Raw genomic sequence first — 14,999 nt, forward strand, 5'->3', positions numbered from 1 at the left:
CTCCGTATTCTGACAGTTTTAATTGCACTGGTTGGTCGGCTATCAGGTGTAAACTAATAGGCATTTATAGCAGTCGAAGTAAAGCCTAAGACATATTTCTGCTCCCTGCTCCCTTTAAACCAAAATACTATGTCCTAAACTATACTTCGGTTGCTATAAATTTTAATATCGATCCAGTTGTGCAAAAGCCTTCAATCCATCTCCCAATCTCCCAATCTCCCAATATTCCAATATTCCAATCAGCCCCGACTCATAATTTACATGCGTGAAAGCTTAATTATCAATACAATCTCAATCAAATAAATCCGGATTATTGAGCCTATTTTGAAAAATAAATAAAGTCAAACTTAGTCCCATGGTCTATATATAAAATTTTTTAAGGATGGTTATTGATTAGTGGTTAGTTTATTTTCTTTCTAACTACTAAATACAAAAGTAATAACCACCCTCCAAGAAGGTGATTCATCCAAGATGACTAGAAGTCAGTAGCACATAAAACTGCCTATAGTTGGTAACTATAGGAAGCTTTGGTGGAGAAAAATTAATGCACCATAGACGATGGACAATTACCAGCTTCCCTTAAGCGTAAGGAGTATACCATTCACCTTAAAGAGGTTTGAGAGTATTAGCCAAAAGTGTGATCGCATCTTTAACGTCTCCCTGAGCTGATTCTGTGGCGCAAATTAGCATCACCACCACATTTTTACCCAGCTGACGCGCCAAGATCACTCCACTGACTGGCTGAGTCTGACCACCTAGGGTTAAGCTACCTCTCCAAGGAAGAGACACCCCTCCTGGTACTGGCTGAAAATTAGCGGTTTGAAATCCTTCACCCCGCCTAAACTGTTCAATAGCAATCTGTGCTAGGGAAGGGTTGCTTAATGGACGATCTGTCGCTCTTTGTTCTACAAGCACGGTGTAGGCTAAGTTACCATCGGGTGCTTCCATTAAGGGGAAACCAGCTATGGTACTAACCTTATATCCTTCCAGTATACCCACCTGAAAGCGCTTTGTGAGATCTTTATAAGGTTCTTGATTAAGTCTTAAAGTATGGGCTGAGGTATCAGCAGTAGTGGGCGCTGCTAGGGCAGACAATTGAGCTTGAGCTGGTAATGATTGTATTGGTATAGTCAATTGCTCAGGTTTAGACCCTGGGGTGCGCCCCCCAATTATCAGTAATAGGGTAGTTAGCAGAGTTAGACCAATCAGCCAAAGTTGGTTACGTTTCATGGAATTATGCACGAGAAATTATGAAATATCAATTACAATTTTTCCCATTTCAGAATGTAGGGTGCGTTAGGGGCGGGCTCGCCCTAATTTTCCACTTCGTAGCCAGCGTTGGAATAGTTCGCCCCGTAACGCACCACCAAGTAGAATTTAGAATTTAGAATTTAGAATTTAGAATTTAGAATTTAGAATTTAGACTTCACATTTGCTGACTTCAGACTATTTTCCCAAAATTGCTGGGTTGCCGAAATCAAACACACCAGCAATACACCCAGTCATGTATGTAGCTAAAGTTGCTGCCCAGAGAGCTTTCCAGCCAATGGCGCTAATGTCAGCACGACGTTCGGGAACCAGACTCGCTAAACCACCAACAAAAATGCCAAAGGATGCAATATGAGCAAAGCCACAGAGGACATAGCTGATAATCAAAATAGCGCGATCGCTAATTAATCCCTGGGCTGATAGCTGGGCTAACCTAAGATAGGAAGGAATCTCGGTTTGCAATAACCGTTGACCGATCAGCACAGAGGCTTGCCACAGTTCCTGCCAATCTAGGGAAACACCAGTTAGAAAGGTCAAGGGCAAAAATAGTACCCCAAAGATATTATCTAAGGTAATCACACTAAAGATGTTACCGATTAGCTGTAGTAGGGGATTGTCACTAGCAGCCAAATTAGCCAAATAAGCAAAAAAAGTATTGACGAGTGCCACTAAGCCTAAGATAGCAATGACTACAGCGGCAATTCCCACAGCCATCCTCACCCCATCCCATGCTCCCACAATTAAACTATCGATGGGGCTAGGTTTTTTCTGATTCGGGTCTTGTTCCTCTGTTGGTACCTTCCCTAAGGTTTTGGGCACATCGGTTTCTGGCACAATCAGTTTCGCCATCACGAAGCAGGCGGGAATAGTTAGGATAGAAGCGGACATCAAGTGACCAGTAATGGTGGGGAAAGTCGGTCGCAACAAACTGCTATAGAGAGCCAATACTGTTGAAGCAATCGAACCAAAGCAGCATGTAAGGATAGCACACAGTTCGCTGCGGGTCATATCGGCTAAGAATGGCTTGACTGCGATCGCTGATTCAATCCCTACAAAAATATTTGCTGCTCCTGATAGGGATTCAGCACCACTAATACTCATAGTTGCCCGGAATAGTCTGGCAAACACTTGAACCACTGGCTGGATCACACCCATTCGATACAACAGAGCAATCAAGGCGGAAAAGAAAACCACCTGGGGTAGGGAGCGGAAGGCAAAAATAAAGCCGAAATTCAGATTATCTGGAGTGAGGCGATCCCCTGGGACAGAAACGTAAGGAGTTCCCACTGCTCGGTAAATCCAGCGTCCCGCTGGACCAGGACCAACCATCAATTCTGGATCAGGAACAAAGGCAGAATTACCACCACCGAGCATAAACCTAGCTCCTGCTTCTGACGCATCCAAGATAGCATTGAGAGCGTCATTCAAACCGAGGATGAATTGGCGGGTGGGGGCAAACAGGAATATTAACAGTCCCATGACCAGTTGTAAACCAATCCCGAAAATGATCACTTTCCAAGGAATTAGGCGGCGATTCTCTGAACTGAGCCAAGCAATGAAACATAGGGCAAAAATACCACAGAAGGAAATAAGATTGAGATATAAGGGATGAGACATGGGCCCTTGTGTTTCCAATTAGGCAATTTAGCCATGAACTAGCACGATCAGATTCTATGGCAGAGTTACTGGGTCAAGCTAGCAGCTATAACAATATACTATTGAGGGCAATTTCTCGATGGTAGAACCCCTAAAATAGTCTCAGGGAAATAAAGAATCCCAAATTAACGTAACTATTGCCAACTATTACCCCCCGAGACCCCCAGAGGATTGCTATATATATGGATGCTTTTGCCCCCTTACCGCCTCAGTGGACCAAATCAGCCACCCATGCCTTGGAATTCTGTTGTCCTAGTTGTCGAGCATCTGTTCTAGAAGCTGAGAAGGTTTGGATTAATCGCTCCTCACCAGTGATGGGTGAAGACCACCGCCGGAAGTGGCAAGAGTTTTATCAATGTAAGTGTGGCTATGTATGGTGGGCTTGGAGTAGCGATCGCCCACCCTCAGAATTGAGCAATCGAGACCATCCTCCTATCGTTTAACCCCGGAGTCCTTCCCGTTCTTTGGATCTTTGTGGTTAGCTCAAAGCACTCTCAATTTTATTTGTTCTACTAAATTGTCAAGTAAATTAACACCCCTAGTGTTAGATGACCAGCAGATCACCAGGTAAACAGGCAGCTCCAAAAATGCGAACACAAGAGAACGACTGGAGACTTTTCCTACGCCTAGTCCCCTACGCCCGTCGCAGCAAAGGCCCGCTATTTATTGCAATTACTTTATTAATACCCCTGTCCGTAGCAAGTGCCATTCAACCCTTAATTGTCGGTCAGGTAATCTCTTTAATTCGTCAAGAAGAGCGAACTTGGTCTTTCCTATTAGACCGCTCTGTCTCACAGAGCATCAATATTCTGATCACTATACTACTATTAACCATACTAATCCGGTTAGTCTTTGTTGGGATTCAGGGATTCGTGGTGGTGAAGATAGGTCAGAAAATCACTGCTGCTATCCGGGAAGACCTATTTGAGCACGTCACCTCCCTAGCGGTGCGATTTTTTGACCGTACACCAGTAGGGAAATTGATTACCAGGCTCACTAGCGATGTGGAAGCCCTAGGCGATGTCTTTTCCACCGGTGCCATTGGCATCGTGGGTGATTTACTATCCATGATAGTCATTGCTGCCACCATGTTTTTGGTGCAATGGCAACTGGCATCGATCTTAGTGCTAATGCTCCTGCCAGTGACTGCTCTAATTATTTACTTCCAGAAACAATATCGCAAAGCTAACTACAAATCTAGGGAAGAACTTTCCTCCCTAAACGCGATGCTGCAAGAAAACATCTCTGGCATTAATATTGTGCAATTGTTTCGCCGTGAACAATACAATGCCGAGATGTTTCGCACAGTTAACCAAAAATACATCACTGAAGTAGACAAAACCATCTTTAACGATTCAGCGATTTCAGCAACCCTAGAGTGGATTTCCCTGGTAGCGATCGCAGCAGTGTTGTGGAGCGGTGGTCATTTTATCCTCCAAGATCACCTGAGTTTTGGTGATTTGTCGGCCTTTATCCTCTATGCTCAGCGGCTATTTGACCCCTTGCGTCGGTTTTCAGAAAAATTCACTATGCTTCAAGCTGGTTTCACTGCCATTGAGCGCATCAGTGACATTATGAATGAAACCATTGAAATTCGTGACCCCGAAGGGTTGCAGGTCAGACGGTTGCAGGTGGTAGGTTCTCCAGAGCTTGAGGAAGGCAAACAAGACCGGAAACAATCTGGAGATTTACCGATAAAGCCTCCAAGCAGCTTGAATGGTGATCTAGCCCATCACTCTTCTAACTTATCCTTCAGCAATGGTTATACTGAACAACCCTCTAACCTTGGCCTTTCGGCCACCCTACGGGAACAACCTTTGACCAAAGGTCACGCTACGCGAACAACCCTAAACGGAGAGATTTGCTTTGAACACGTTTGGTTTGCTTACAAGGAAGATGAATATGTTCTCAAAGACTTGCACTTTACCATTCATCCAGGGGAAAAAGTTGCTTTAGTTGGTCCAACCGGTGCAGGTAAAAGTTCCATTATTCGGTTGCTGTGCCGCCTCTATGAACCAAGCCAAGGGCGAATTCTCGTAGATGGGATTGATATTCGGGATTTACCCCAAGCAGAACTACGACGCCACATCGGGGTCATCCTTCAGGAGGGATTTCTTTTTGCTGGTGATGTTAAGAGTAATATTTCCTTAGGAGAAACCTACTCCATTGAGGAAATTAAAACCTCAGCGGAGGTGACTAACGTGGCTAGTTTTATCGAAAAACTGCCCCAAAGCTACGATACCCAGCTGCGAGAGCGAGGAACTAATCTGTCTGCTGGCCAAAAACAATTGTTAGCCTTTGCTCGTGCTGCAATTCGTAACCCCCAAATCTTGGTGCTGGATGAGGCAACAGCTAGTTTAGATGTGGCTACCGAGGCTCTGATTCAAGAAGCTTTGGAACGGCTGTTAGAACAGCGGACTGCAATTATTATTGCCCACCGACTGTCCACTATCCGTAATGTAGACCGGATTCTGGTACTAAAGCGAGGAGAGTTAGTAGAGTCGGGAAGCCATGAGGAATTGTTAGGGCAAAACGGATTGTACGCTAGTCTATACAAGTTGCAGATGTTAGGAGATTGATGGCTAATCTAGCATTTTCGGTTCTTCAGTAGCTTTTATGCTAAATTTCAACTTAAAAAACTCAGAAAGCTTACTGTATAAGGAAAATGAGGCTATTTAACTAACAAAATTTTCTGAATACGGCCTCTTTACACTACTCCCTGCTCCCTGCTCCCTGCTCCCTTAGCTAAAGTGTTTATTTAGCATAACAAGTACGGAAGAGCCGCATTTTCATTTAAGATGTGAAACTAGGATTGATGGGAATAGGGAACAGGGAATAGGGAACAGGTAACAGTAGGAAAGAGCGATGCAGCGCGATAAGACCACCCTAAATCATTCCTTGTTCCCTTGTCCGAAGTTCCCTATTCCACCTCAAGTAGCGCTATAAATAAAAATTGTCGTTTCTGCTTAAGATGCGAACGCGCCCCGCGTGACCGTTCGCGTAGCGTGGCCTTTTGGCCAAGGTCAATCGCTAACTCAGGAAGAGTGAAAGGTTCTGCGATCTGTCGTCCCACTGCTGCTGCCACTGGCTTTAAGCTATGAACCAAATCCACCATTGCTTCGATGGAAAGCGCCTGTCTAGCATCAGAAACAGATTTTTCTGGTTCCGGGTGACATTCAGTGACATCCTCCCGGCGCTGATGCTACGCATACAGCGCGGGCTTCCAAGAATCACTTCTTGGATTTCCTGGTTGCTCCCTTGTGGGGTTTCGCCTCTGACCTAGATTGGGTTGTCCCAACCCCCGGTAGACCGACTGCACAGGCAATTTCGATTCCCGACTGTCCATCGGTACTGATCAGTTGTATCCCTCTATTTTTTATGACTTGACCGCTAGCTACATCCCTATCGGTTTTATACCCACAATTAGGGCAATTGTGAACTCTAACACTCAAGTCTTTTTTGACTTGCCCACCACACTCAGGACACTGTTGAGAAGTCCTCCTGGCATCTACTTCACCAAAAAACTTTCCACGCTTCCAGCACACATACTTAACGATGGTTCGGAATTGTCCAAACCCAGCATCAAGCATATACTTACCCAACATCCCTTTGGCAATAGTTTGATAGTCCAAATCTTCCATGAAGATCATATCTCCAGCATCACAAAGAGCATGAGCTTGTTTGAAGTGAAAGTCCTTCCGAGTGTTATCAATTTTGTGGTGAAGTCTAGCAATCTGCATCCGCTGTTTCTCGTAATTCTTAGACCGTTTCTGCTTTCTAGACAACCTACGTTGCAGCACTTTCAGCCTACTTTGCAGGGTCTTAAAAAACTTCGGCGGCTTGACGAGAGCACCATCACTTGTTGCTAAAAATTTTTCCAGCCCGACATCGACGCCAATGGGATGACCATGTGGCATAGGCTCTGGAACACTGACATCACATTGAATGTTGATAGATGCATACCATAGGTCAGCTTTCCGTATTATTCTCACTTGCTTGACCACAAACCCGTTGGGGATTGGGCGATGCAAGTTAATTGGAATCAGTCCTATCTTGGGCAATTTGATGTGCAAGTCCGTAACCGGATTGTCTTTAAACTGAGGGAACAGCAAAGACTTGAACTGCCCATGCTTTTTGAACCGTGGAAAGCCAAAACCACGGGACTGAAAGTACTGCCAACCTTTGTGCAACTGCTTGATAGCTTGCTGAAGAACTTGAGAAGGAACCTCCTTGAGCCTGGGAAATTCTTTCTTAGCGTTGGGCAGGTTGTTAAGTTGATTAATTTCGTTAGGAAACTTTGCTTCAGATGAAATGATGTACTCTTTTTCAAGAGAGCATCTGTCTATCAAGCATTTGCGACTATCACACCAATCTTTGATCTCCCGCAACGCATAGTTGTAAGCACTGCGACAAATTTCCATCGACTCAATTAATCTTTGTTCTTGAGTGGCGTCTGGATAGATTCGGTAGCGATAGTTCAGAGTCAACATCCTAATATTCTATAGGATTTACTGGCGCTCTGCGCAACTGTTAAATTTTGTTAATTCAGGGGGTGTTTAACATGTCTCTTTGGGGCTAAGCCATGAAAAATTTGGCAATTTGTATCGAATGATACTACCCTAGCCAGGGTAATAGCCTCATGTCAATAGTTACTGGGAAATTAGGAAAATACTGAGCTACTACCTCTGGCTTCGATGCAGCCTAATCCCATCTATGCTTGTCTAGTCTTTCACGATTTTTGCCCAATACATGATTTAAGATCACAGCATAAGTGCTCATTGCTCAGTTTAACGAGCCAAAGCCGTTGAATGCTAGTTTGATTGAAGTCAAAGTTCATTCCTCGTTACGAGATTTTCTGCGATCGCAGGGTCAACCCAATTGGCCTCACCAATTGACTATGGCGAGGCTAGTGGCACGAGCCTTGCGGTTAGGGCGTTCTGCTTTGATTCAGACCGGTTTAGAACCCTTGCAGGAAACCTCTCTACAGTCTTCCTATCGCCTGAGTTACCTGGCACCAGCCCTGGTTTGGTCTGGACCTGTGATCGTAGTGGCACCCTTATGGATACAAGAATGGTTGCTGCAAAAGGAAATTCCCCTTTTACAACAGTGGTTTGGTACCGATAAGGTAATTCATACCAGTGATAGGTTTCCTGATCAACCGTTTCAAGGACTGTTGATTACCTCACCAGAATCGTGGCTAACAGACCGCTTGAAGAACAAGGGCTGGTTTCCTAATCATATTCCTACTGTGATTGATGGTGTGGATGACCTAGAATCTTGGACTAGTAACCAGCTTAAAGGCTGCATCCAGCCCCAAGACTGGGACGCACTGATGCAAGCCCATCCACAACAGGCTGATTTGATTCGGGATGTGCGGGTAAAGCTAACCAAAGCCTTATTTCAGCGCCCTGCTAACCCCTATGAGTGCTACCTGATTGAAGCTGATCAGCAAGATGGCTTGCAAAAGCTATTTGATGGACTAAGTTCCCTCAGCACTGAACCAGAATCTCTCTATTTGCTGAAACCCTGGGAAAAGTTTTGCCACTTCTGGCAGCAGTCAGGTCAGCTAATGTGGGCAACCGTTGCGCGATCGCAAGGTCAGTTTTCCTTATATAGCGCACCAGTAGAAGTGGCTACAGCCTTAAATCCCATTTGGTCGAGACAGCCAGTAGTGCTAATCGGTGGGGCTCTAGATTTAGAGAAAAGTGCCTCTGTGTACCGTCAGCAACTCGGATTAGACGAATTAACCTGTTTGAAGTTTTCCCCTCACAGACAGATTCAACTGTATTTGCCCGATCGTCTACCCATGCCCAACACAGAGCGATTTCAAAACGCTCTGACTCAAGAAATTCGCACCCTACTAAACCTAAGTCCTGACATCACCAGACCAGTAGTGATTTTAGTCGGAGATGTCCCCCTCAAAGCCCAGCTAGGGGCAGTCTTAGCAGCAGAATTTGGTTCCCGGGTGCAGGTAGAAACCACCAGTCTCAGTAACAGAGGTATTTTGATTTGTGGCTGGGAATTTTGGCATAGGTATCAAGCTCAAATCCCCTCTCCCCAACTGTTGATGATTGCTACCTTACCAATTCCCTCTTTAGAAAATCCATTAGTTGCTGGTCGAGTCGCTTACTACAAGCAGCAACGTCAGGATTGGTTTCGTTTATATTTGTTACCAACAGCATTAAGAGAATTACAACGAGCAGTGGCACCAGTAAGAGCTACTCAAGGCTGTGTTGCCATCTTAGATAATCGTGTAAACCGCCGCAGTTATGGACGTCATGTGCTATCAGCCTTGAGTCCTTTTGCTCGAATTAATTATTTAGATGCTAGTTGGTTGAATTCAGATGCCCCAGAAGGACAAGATAGTTGGCTTTAGAAAGTCAGTAAGCTAAAACGCATTTAAAATGCGTTTTAGCAAGGCAAAAGGCAAAAGGCAAAAGGCAAAAGGCAAAAGGCAAAAGGCAAAAGGCAAAAGGCAAAAGGCAAAAGGCAAAAGGGGACTGGAATCTAGATTTTTTATTTGATATCAGTTTAGGTTGGTAAAATTAAAACCAACATGTTGAGTAACCCAATTCCTAATTACAATCCAAGTTTTAATTAATATGATCTTCGGATAATTACCCTGTCTTGATGCAGTCGCTCATGGGGGTTTCCCCCAAGACCGCGCTGCATCGCTTTATAAAAATCTCCCCCATCTCCCCATCTCCCCATCTCCCCATCTCCCCATCTCCCCACACTTTTATGATGGGTATTCAACCGGACTTGATATAACTTTTCCCACCCCTACCTAATTATCAAATTGCCGTATTGATAGCACATATTCTCCTTGATTTGCACTATAATTTGTTGAAACATCAAACACTAAACCATCTGTCTCTGCCTTGATATCAATTACATTCGGTAGATTTCCTTCTTTATTAAAGCTCAGTAGCTGATAAAGTCTATCTCCTACTTTGACAAGACTCCCTAACTCAACTCTCGATTGAATCATTCCTCCAGCCGGAGCATAGTATCTCTCGATGTTATCTTTAGATGCTAATTTCATTTGGTAGGAGTCTGGATCAGTTATCGGAAAATCAGGCAATTTTAACATACCTTTTTTCGACAAATAGTTTTTGATACCGTATACTCCCCGTTTCACCGACTCTGGATTCATTTGCATCCCAGAACCCAATTCTAGGGTCCATGATTCAATATCAAACTGAAGGGTTCTGCCTAACTTAGCCAAGGCTTTCTCTAACCCTTGCCAAGGCTTAATAAATGCCTCATCGAAAGCATCCCCATCATACTCATCCTCATGCATCACAATTCCATAATCGAGAAGAAAGTCTTTGGCACTTTCTTCCCGAGAGTAGAAGCCATACAAGAAATCAAGTCCTTGATTAGTAGAACTATGGATATCAATCACATAGTTAGCATCTACAGATAAAGATTGCAGTTGATAGCGATAAAGGTGACGAAACGGTAATCCCCTCGGAGAGTAGCAGTCTTCTAAGTGTTGTTTCAAGCTAGACTGGATCCGTGCTAAATAGTTATTTCTGATTTCATCAGGATCAAAATTAAGTTGAGATTGGGCGAAATCCTCTAAATCATCACACTCTTTTTCATAGTCCCAAAAAATCCGATTCCAGTCTTGACCATCGTAAGGATTGAACCCTCCTGTGGCAAAGAAATGACTACGCTGATTAGTGCTAGCTGGATTACAAACAGGGACCAGCCATATTTCCCCAGTCAGCTGAGTGTCATCCAGAGTTCTCAAAAAGTCAATCAACTGGTGAATCACCGCATTACCAACAATTTCACAACCATGGAGATTGCCTTGTAAGTATGCCTTCTTTCCCGGTTGGGAGCCAACGAATTTATAGACTTGGAGCGAAATGCGATCGCCTGAGGTGAGTTGCTGAATTGGAATAGTAGAAATAGTTGGATTCATATAGCAGTTTTAAATTGGGTTAGGTAAAACGTCCTAGTTTTTAGGGAGTAGGGAGTAGGGAGTAGGGAGTAGGGAGTAGGGAGTAGGGCTAATAAAATTCAATGTACCTCATAAGTACAAGAAAGGCTATATTCCTCAAGGCTTGCCAAAGTCCCATTAGCAATCACTCTCCGCTGAGTGCGATTGGCCGCCACGCTACGCGAGTCACGCGTTCGCCTAGCGTGGCCTACGGCCTCAGCTTCCGCGCTTGTGCGATCGCAACTGATATCATCTCAGGATAATTACCCTGTCTTGATGCAGTCGCTCATGGGGGAAACCCCCAAGACCGCGCTGCATCGCTTAAGAAAAATCTCCCTATCTCCCTATCTCCCCATCTCCCCACACCTCCCACTCTCTCTTTAATTATGGGTATTCAACCAGACTTGATATGAGTTCCTGAACAGACTTGTGTCAGCTTCCATATTTGGCTAGCCAATCCGAGGTCCACATAAACGGAATTCCAGCTGCAACGGCTGCCTCCGCATCTTCGTTGCGGTCGCCAACCATCAAAGCTGAAGAGCCGTTCGTTTTGAACTGCAAAATCATTCCCGGCTTTGGTTTTCGGTATTCTCCAGCGTATGCTTTACTGGTTACTTCAGAAAAGTAGTGCCGCTCGCAATAATAACAGGTTGTCCCATAGTCAGGACAAAAAATAATTCCTTTGAGCTGGGGAAGCAATTTAAGAGTTTTCTGTTGCTCTTTAATACAATTCTTCAGGGTTTTATGTCGGGCTGCAACTCCAGCCTGATTGGTCACCCCAAGAATGATATAACCCTTATTTTTGAAACATTGCAGAGCTTTATCAGCTCCTTCAATAACTTTTTGCTGGTCAGGGTGGTCGATAAATCTACCTTGATCACTCGGCTGGCGAATGGTCCAGTCGCAATCTACAAATAGCTCAAGTTTTGAATTCATGAAGCTTGCTGGGTGGTACACTAATTAGCGATGCAGCAAGGGAACAGGGGGTTTTCCCCACTCGCGCTTTGCATCAAGACAAGGAATGGAGTTATTAGCCGATGATAGAAATGTAACTTATCAAGATCATAAGAGGCTAGATCGTCAGCAGCCATGGATTCATCCTTGCTCACTCCATCCATGAGCTGTTTAGTTTCATCAAGGTCAATCCACTGCCAGGCCAAGGAACCCGTTGCTTCTAACTTGGTGTTAATTGCATCTTATTTAAGTCTTTTTGATCAAAGTTTCATCTAGTTACTGGTATAGTTAATGTTTTCCTCAAGTTTTATAGAATTGTGAAAATTTTGCTGAATTTAGATCTATTATAATTGCTCTTAAAATAAAATTCAGCGATCCAATTCAACTAGTTCATTGAACTCCTGGATCGCTGAACGCGCACGCGTGTGCGTAGCCTATTACCTGATAGCACCATCTGTAGCACCATCTGTAGCACATTAGCACCTCAAGTAGCGTGGCCAAACGCGCCCCGCGTGGCCATAGGCCAAGGCCTTTAGCTCAATGCTTACTCACTAACTAACCCCCTGATAAAAACTGAGGCTTCGGCCAATGATATTGGTTCTTAACAGGTAGCGGAGCTGCCTGACTTACTTTTTCTTTCCTAGCACCTTCAATAAAACTCCCTTGGCAAAGCATCTGAGCCATCAAAATCATTACAGCTTCAAATACTGAGGTCTTATTATTGGGATTAACAGCTACAATCGGAGGTTGGTTAGGATCGCCGATGTATGCCATGCGCATCATAATTTCCTCTGGAGTCCATGCCCCTGCAACATCAGTATGAGTCAGACCAATAATCATTGGAATAGTGACCCGCTCCTGCATAAACGATAAAATCTGACGAGCACTAGCAAAATCACTGCTTCGATTAGCTGCCATCAATAAAATATAGGCGTGAGCTCGGCGAATCAAAATATCCCACATAAAATCAAAGCGAGCTTGACCAGGAGTTCCATAGAGGTGCAAATCCAAGTTCCGATTTAAGGGACGCAAACCAAAGTCTAAGGCAACGGTCGTTTTTTTCTTAAACAATGATGTGGCATCCGTAGCCGTTCGTTCTGTTTCAATAACCGCACCTTCGCTGAATGTTCTGACAAAAGTAGATTTGCCAGCCCCTATTGTTCCCGTTACTACAATCCGTATATTGTCCATTGGGTTATGCTTCCCTAGCAAATACTACAGGTTATCAACTGTGCGAGTAGGTTGGGGTGAATCAAAGTAATTTGTTGACGATGGATGCTTGATGGTTGACGGTTGATGCTTGACTGTTAGTGGTCAACCTTAAACAAAAAATAGCTTACATTGAATTTCACACACCCACTGATGTTATACCAATAATCCAGAATGCTAACAACAATTTTTTTTAAAAAATTACCATTTGTAATGGGTAATGGATAATTAATACTAGTCTTTTAATTACCCATCAGCCATTACAAATGACTATCAATTACTATAATTTATCCCTTTTATAAACCAAAGGTATTAGTAGAGTAATTCCCACAAATTTACTATAGCAACATTGGTTTTAATTCAGCCAGAGTTCGTTTAATTTCTAACATCAATACTCCCTGCTTAGCTGCTTTACTAGCTAGAACCAGAAATACCGCTTCTTCTCCACAACTGGTCAAAACGCTAAATCCCTCTTTACCCTCAACATAGATTCGGTCGATGTCTCCTCTAGCCAGTTCTGAGCCAATTCGCTCACCCAAGGAGAGCATAGCCGCAGACATCGCTGAAACCCGTTCTTCATCCATTTCTCCAGGCAGACTAGATGCTAACGGTAAACCATCGGTTGTGACTACAGCTGCTCCCTGAATATCAGCAGTGGATGTAACAAAATTATGCAGGATATACCCCAATTTTTGAGAATTGATCGCCATGGTTCCCTTACTCCAATTGCAGAATGTGTAATTCGGTTACTTTGTGTTCCTCGAAACTGATAGCTGATAGTTAAGTAGGAGTAGTGCCAATTTGCCAGAACTTATAGACTATTGATTTAGTTTCCAACAAAATCGACACCTAATCTAGCAATCCTATCGGAAAAGTGAACAGTAAAGTGAACAGTCACAGGTATTACTTAGGACTGATAACTTTCCGAGTCAGAACTATTTTATTCAGAGGTATTGTTCAGAAATGATTTAGGATTGCTCTAGTTACATAGAGCTAGCGCCAGTACTAATCAGACGTCTAAATAGACCCTCTGTCCAGCCAGTTTCTCTGAGAACCGCTGCCGAACTCACTTCTACATAGGCTTGCTCAATAAAGGCTAAATCAATCATGCAGATCCGACTGAGGGCATCCCGCAAGGCTTCATCTTTACTATCAGTTTTGATCCGGTTAGTAAATGCCTGTACTACAATTGCCATGGCTGGGACGACATGTTGAGGACCGATACCAATTTTCACATGTACCAAACCTATACGCCAACGACGTTCAGCATAGGCTTGTCCCCAGTCATCCATACCAGTGAACATTTCGTAAAACCATTGCACAAAGGTTGCCCGTAGGCGCTCCATACGACCTTCCTTCTCTTTCATAATGGCATCCATTTCTTCATCGTTACCTAAGTAAGTATAGAAATGGTCTGCCATTTCAGAAGCAATTTCTTTTCCCCAATCTGCGTGTGATTTCAGAAGCGCTTTGTCTTCACTAGTCAACTTGACACGCTTTTCCATCTTGGTCATAAATTCTTGGGGATCTAAGCTCATAATTACTCCGATATAGCTGAATCTAACTCTAAGTTATTACTTGACTATTTAGCAAAGCACCCTGATTTAAGTTTCTAGTCTTTAAAGACTATAGCAATGTTTTTATGGATTATTATCTGAATAGATAATTTTCTGCTAATAGCTAATCCTGTAACTTGGTTATATTTTAGCTTTTTGAATTGCTAAAATAAAAGATTTACAAGTATTTTTTTGTATAAGTTTAGTGAAGTTTATAGTTTGGGTTTACCAGAATTTTAAACTATTGAGTTTATTTATAGTTGAATGTACCTATAACCTAAACTTCTGGATGTTTAGTAGTTGAGACTACATTTATAGATCAACTCTATAACGTTTACTTACTAAGCTTTTCAGCAAGTAGTCTGTTCAATCCGGAACACTTTTTTAGTGACGCTAATTAATGA

The 14,999-nt window shown here is 43.4% G+C and carries 13 protein-coding genes and 1 pseudogene; 3 read left to right on the forward strand and 11 right to left on the reverse strand.

Going from position 1 to position 14,999, the window contains the following annotated elements; all coding sequences use genetic code 11:
* Positions 1-606: 606 nt before the first annotated feature.
* Together F6J99_RS29680 and F6J99_RS29685 are read right to left on the reverse strand one after the other, a co-directional pair.
* Positions 607-1,230 (reverse strand): hypothetical protein, encoded by a 624-nt coding sequence (locus F6J99_RS29680; protein ID WP_293118261.1) that lies wholly within the window; start codon positions 1,228-1,230, stop codon positions 607-609.
* A gap of 216 nt (positions 1,231-1,446) precedes the next feature.
* Complete coding sequence (locus tag F6J99_RS29685; protein WP_293118263.1) at positions 1,447-2,886, reverse strand: nucleoside transporter C-terminal domain-containing protein; 1,440 nt, start codon at positions 2,884-2,886, stop codon at positions 1,447-1,449.
* A 221-nt stretch (positions 2,887-3,107) separates the two neighbouring features.
* On the opposite strand from F6J99_RS29685, the gene F6J99_RS29690 reads away from it, so the two are divergent.
* Positions 3,108-3,368, forward strand: a complete 261-nt coding sequence (locus F6J99_RS29690) for a hypothetical protein (protein WP_293118265.1) — start codon at positions 3,108-3,110, stop codon at positions 3,366-3,368.
* Between the two features lie 105 nt (positions 3,369-3,473).
* A complete protein-coding gene (locus F6J99_RS29695) occupies positions 3,474-5,504 on the forward strand; it encodes an ABC transporter ATP-binding protein (RefSeq protein WP_293118267.1) in 2,031 nt (676 codons plus the stop codon).
* 341 nt (positions 5,505-5,845) lie between these two features.
* Here the strand turns inward: F6J99_RS29695 and F6J99_RS29700 are convergent.
* Both F6J99_RS29700 and F6J99_RS29705 read right to left on the reverse strand, forming a co-directional pair.
* Positions 5,846-6,109: pseudogene (locus F6J99_RS29700) on the reverse strand (hypothetical protein); the annotation flags it as partial.
* Positions 6,110-6,155: 46 nt separating this feature from the next.
* Positions 6,156-7,415: a transposase gene (locus F6J99_RS29705; protein ID WP_293118269.1), complete on the reverse strand. Its 1,260-nt coding sequence runs from the start codon at positions 7,413-7,415 to the stop codon at positions 6,156-6,158.
* 281 nt (positions 7,416-7,696) lie between these two features.
* On the opposite strand from F6J99_RS29705, the gene F6J99_RS29710 reads away from it, so the two are divergent.
* Entirely contained in the window at positions 7,697-9,301 is a 1,605-nt protein-coding gene (locus tag F6J99_RS29710) for a helicase C-terminal domain-containing protein (protein ID WP_365974466.1), read from the forward strand.
* A 221-nt stretch (positions 9,302-9,522) separates the two neighbouring features.
* Here the strand turns inward: F6J99_RS29710 and F6J99_RS29715 are convergent, their stop codons facing one another.
* The 7 genes from F6J99_RS29715 to F6J99_RS29745 all read right to left on the reverse strand — a co-directional run bounded on the left by F6J99_RS29715 (position 9,523) and on the right by F6J99_RS29745 (position 14,577).
* Positions 9,523-9,660 (reverse strand): hypothetical protein, encoded by a 138-nt coding sequence (locus tag F6J99_RS29715; protein ID WP_293118271.1) that lies wholly within the window; start codon positions 9,658-9,660, stop codon positions 9,523-9,525.
* A 52-nt stretch (positions 9,661-9,712) separates the two neighbouring features.
* A complete protein-coding gene (locus tag F6J99_RS29720) occupies positions 9,713-10,858 on the reverse strand; it encodes a succinylglutamate desuccinylase/aspartoacylase family protein (RefSeq protein ID WP_293118273.1) in 1,146 nt (381 codons plus the stop codon).
* Between the two features lie 450 nt (positions 10,859-11,308).
* Complete coding sequence (locus tag F6J99_RS29725; RefSeq protein ID WP_293118275.1) at positions 11,309-11,812, reverse strand: HAD-IIIA family hydrolase; 504 nt, start codon at positions 11,810-11,812, stop codon at positions 11,309-11,311.
* A 20-nt stretch (positions 11,813-11,832) separates the two neighbouring features.
* Entirely contained in the window at positions 11,833-12,036 is a 204-nt protein-coding gene (locus F6J99_RS29730; protein WP_293118277.1) for a hypothetical protein, read from the reverse strand.
* A gap of 349 nt (positions 12,037-12,385) precedes the next feature.
* On the reverse strand, positions 12,386-13,021 hold the full coding sequence (locus F6J99_RS29735) for an ATP/GTP-binding protein (RefSeq protein ID WP_075901516.1): 636 nt from the start codon (positions 13,019-13,021) through the stop codon (positions 12,386-12,388).
* A 356-nt stretch (positions 13,022-13,377) separates the two neighbouring features.
* The gene (locus F6J99_RS29740) at positions 13,378-13,749 is read right to left on the reverse strand and encodes a roadblock/LC7 domain-containing protein (RefSeq protein ID WP_009149020.1); all 372 of its coding nucleotides are present in this window, start codon (positions 13,747-13,749) and stop codon (positions 13,378-13,380) included.
* A gap of 273 nt (positions 13,750-14,022) precedes the next feature.
* Positions 14,023-14,577, reverse strand: coding sequence for a protoglobin domain-containing protein (locus tag F6J99_RS29745; RefSeq protein ID WP_293118280.1), 555 nt, complete (start codon positions 14,575-14,577; stop codon positions 14,023-14,025).
* Between the last annotated feature and the right edge of the window lie 422 nt (positions 14,578-14,999).

Origin of the sequence: Moorena sp. SIO4G3 (assembly GCF_010692305.1) — a bacterium.
Classification (GTDB): domain Bacteria; phylum Cyanobacteriota; class Cyanobacteriia; order Cyanobacteriales; family Coleofasciculaceae; genus Moorena; species Moorena producens_A.

Coding starts and splice junctions, on each gene's coding strand:
- F6J99_RS29680 (WP_293118261.1), bottom strand. CDS start 1,230: ATGAAACGTAACCAACTTTGGCTGATTGGTCTAACTCTGCTAACTACC.
- F6J99_RS29685 (WP_293118263.1), bottom strand. CDS start 2,886: ATGTCTCATCCCTTATATCTCAATCTTATTTCCTTCTGTGGTATTTTT.
- F6J99_RS29690 (WP_293118265.1), top strand. CDS start 3,108: ATGGATGCTTTTGCCCCCTTACCGCCTCAGTGGACCAAATCAGCCACC.
- F6J99_RS29695 (WP_293118267.1), top strand. CDS start 3,474: ATGACCAGCAGATCACCAGGTAAACAGGCAGCTCCAAAAATGCGAACA.
- F6J99_RS29705 (WP_293118269.1), bottom strand. CDS start 7,415: ATGTTGACTCTGAACTATCGCTACCGAATCTATCCAGACGCCACTCAA.
- F6J99_RS29720 (WP_293118273.1), bottom strand. CDS start 10,858: ATGAATCCAACTATTTCTACTATTCCAATTCAGCAACTCACCTCAGGC.
- F6J99_RS29725 (WP_293118275.1), bottom strand. CDS start 11,812: ATGAATTCAAAACTTGAGCTATTTGTAGATTGCGACTGGACCATTCGC.
- F6J99_RS29735 (WP_075901516.1), bottom strand. CDS start 13,021: ATGGACAATATACGGATTGTAGTAACGGGAACAATAGGGGCTGGCAAA.
- F6J99_RS29740 (WP_009149020.1), bottom strand. CDS start 13,749: ATGGCGATCAATTCTCAAAAATTGGGGTATATCCTGCATAATTTTGTT.
- F6J99_RS29745 (WP_293118280.1), bottom strand. CDS start 14,577: ATGAGCTTAGATCCCCAAGAATTTATGACCAAGATGGAAAAGCGTGTC.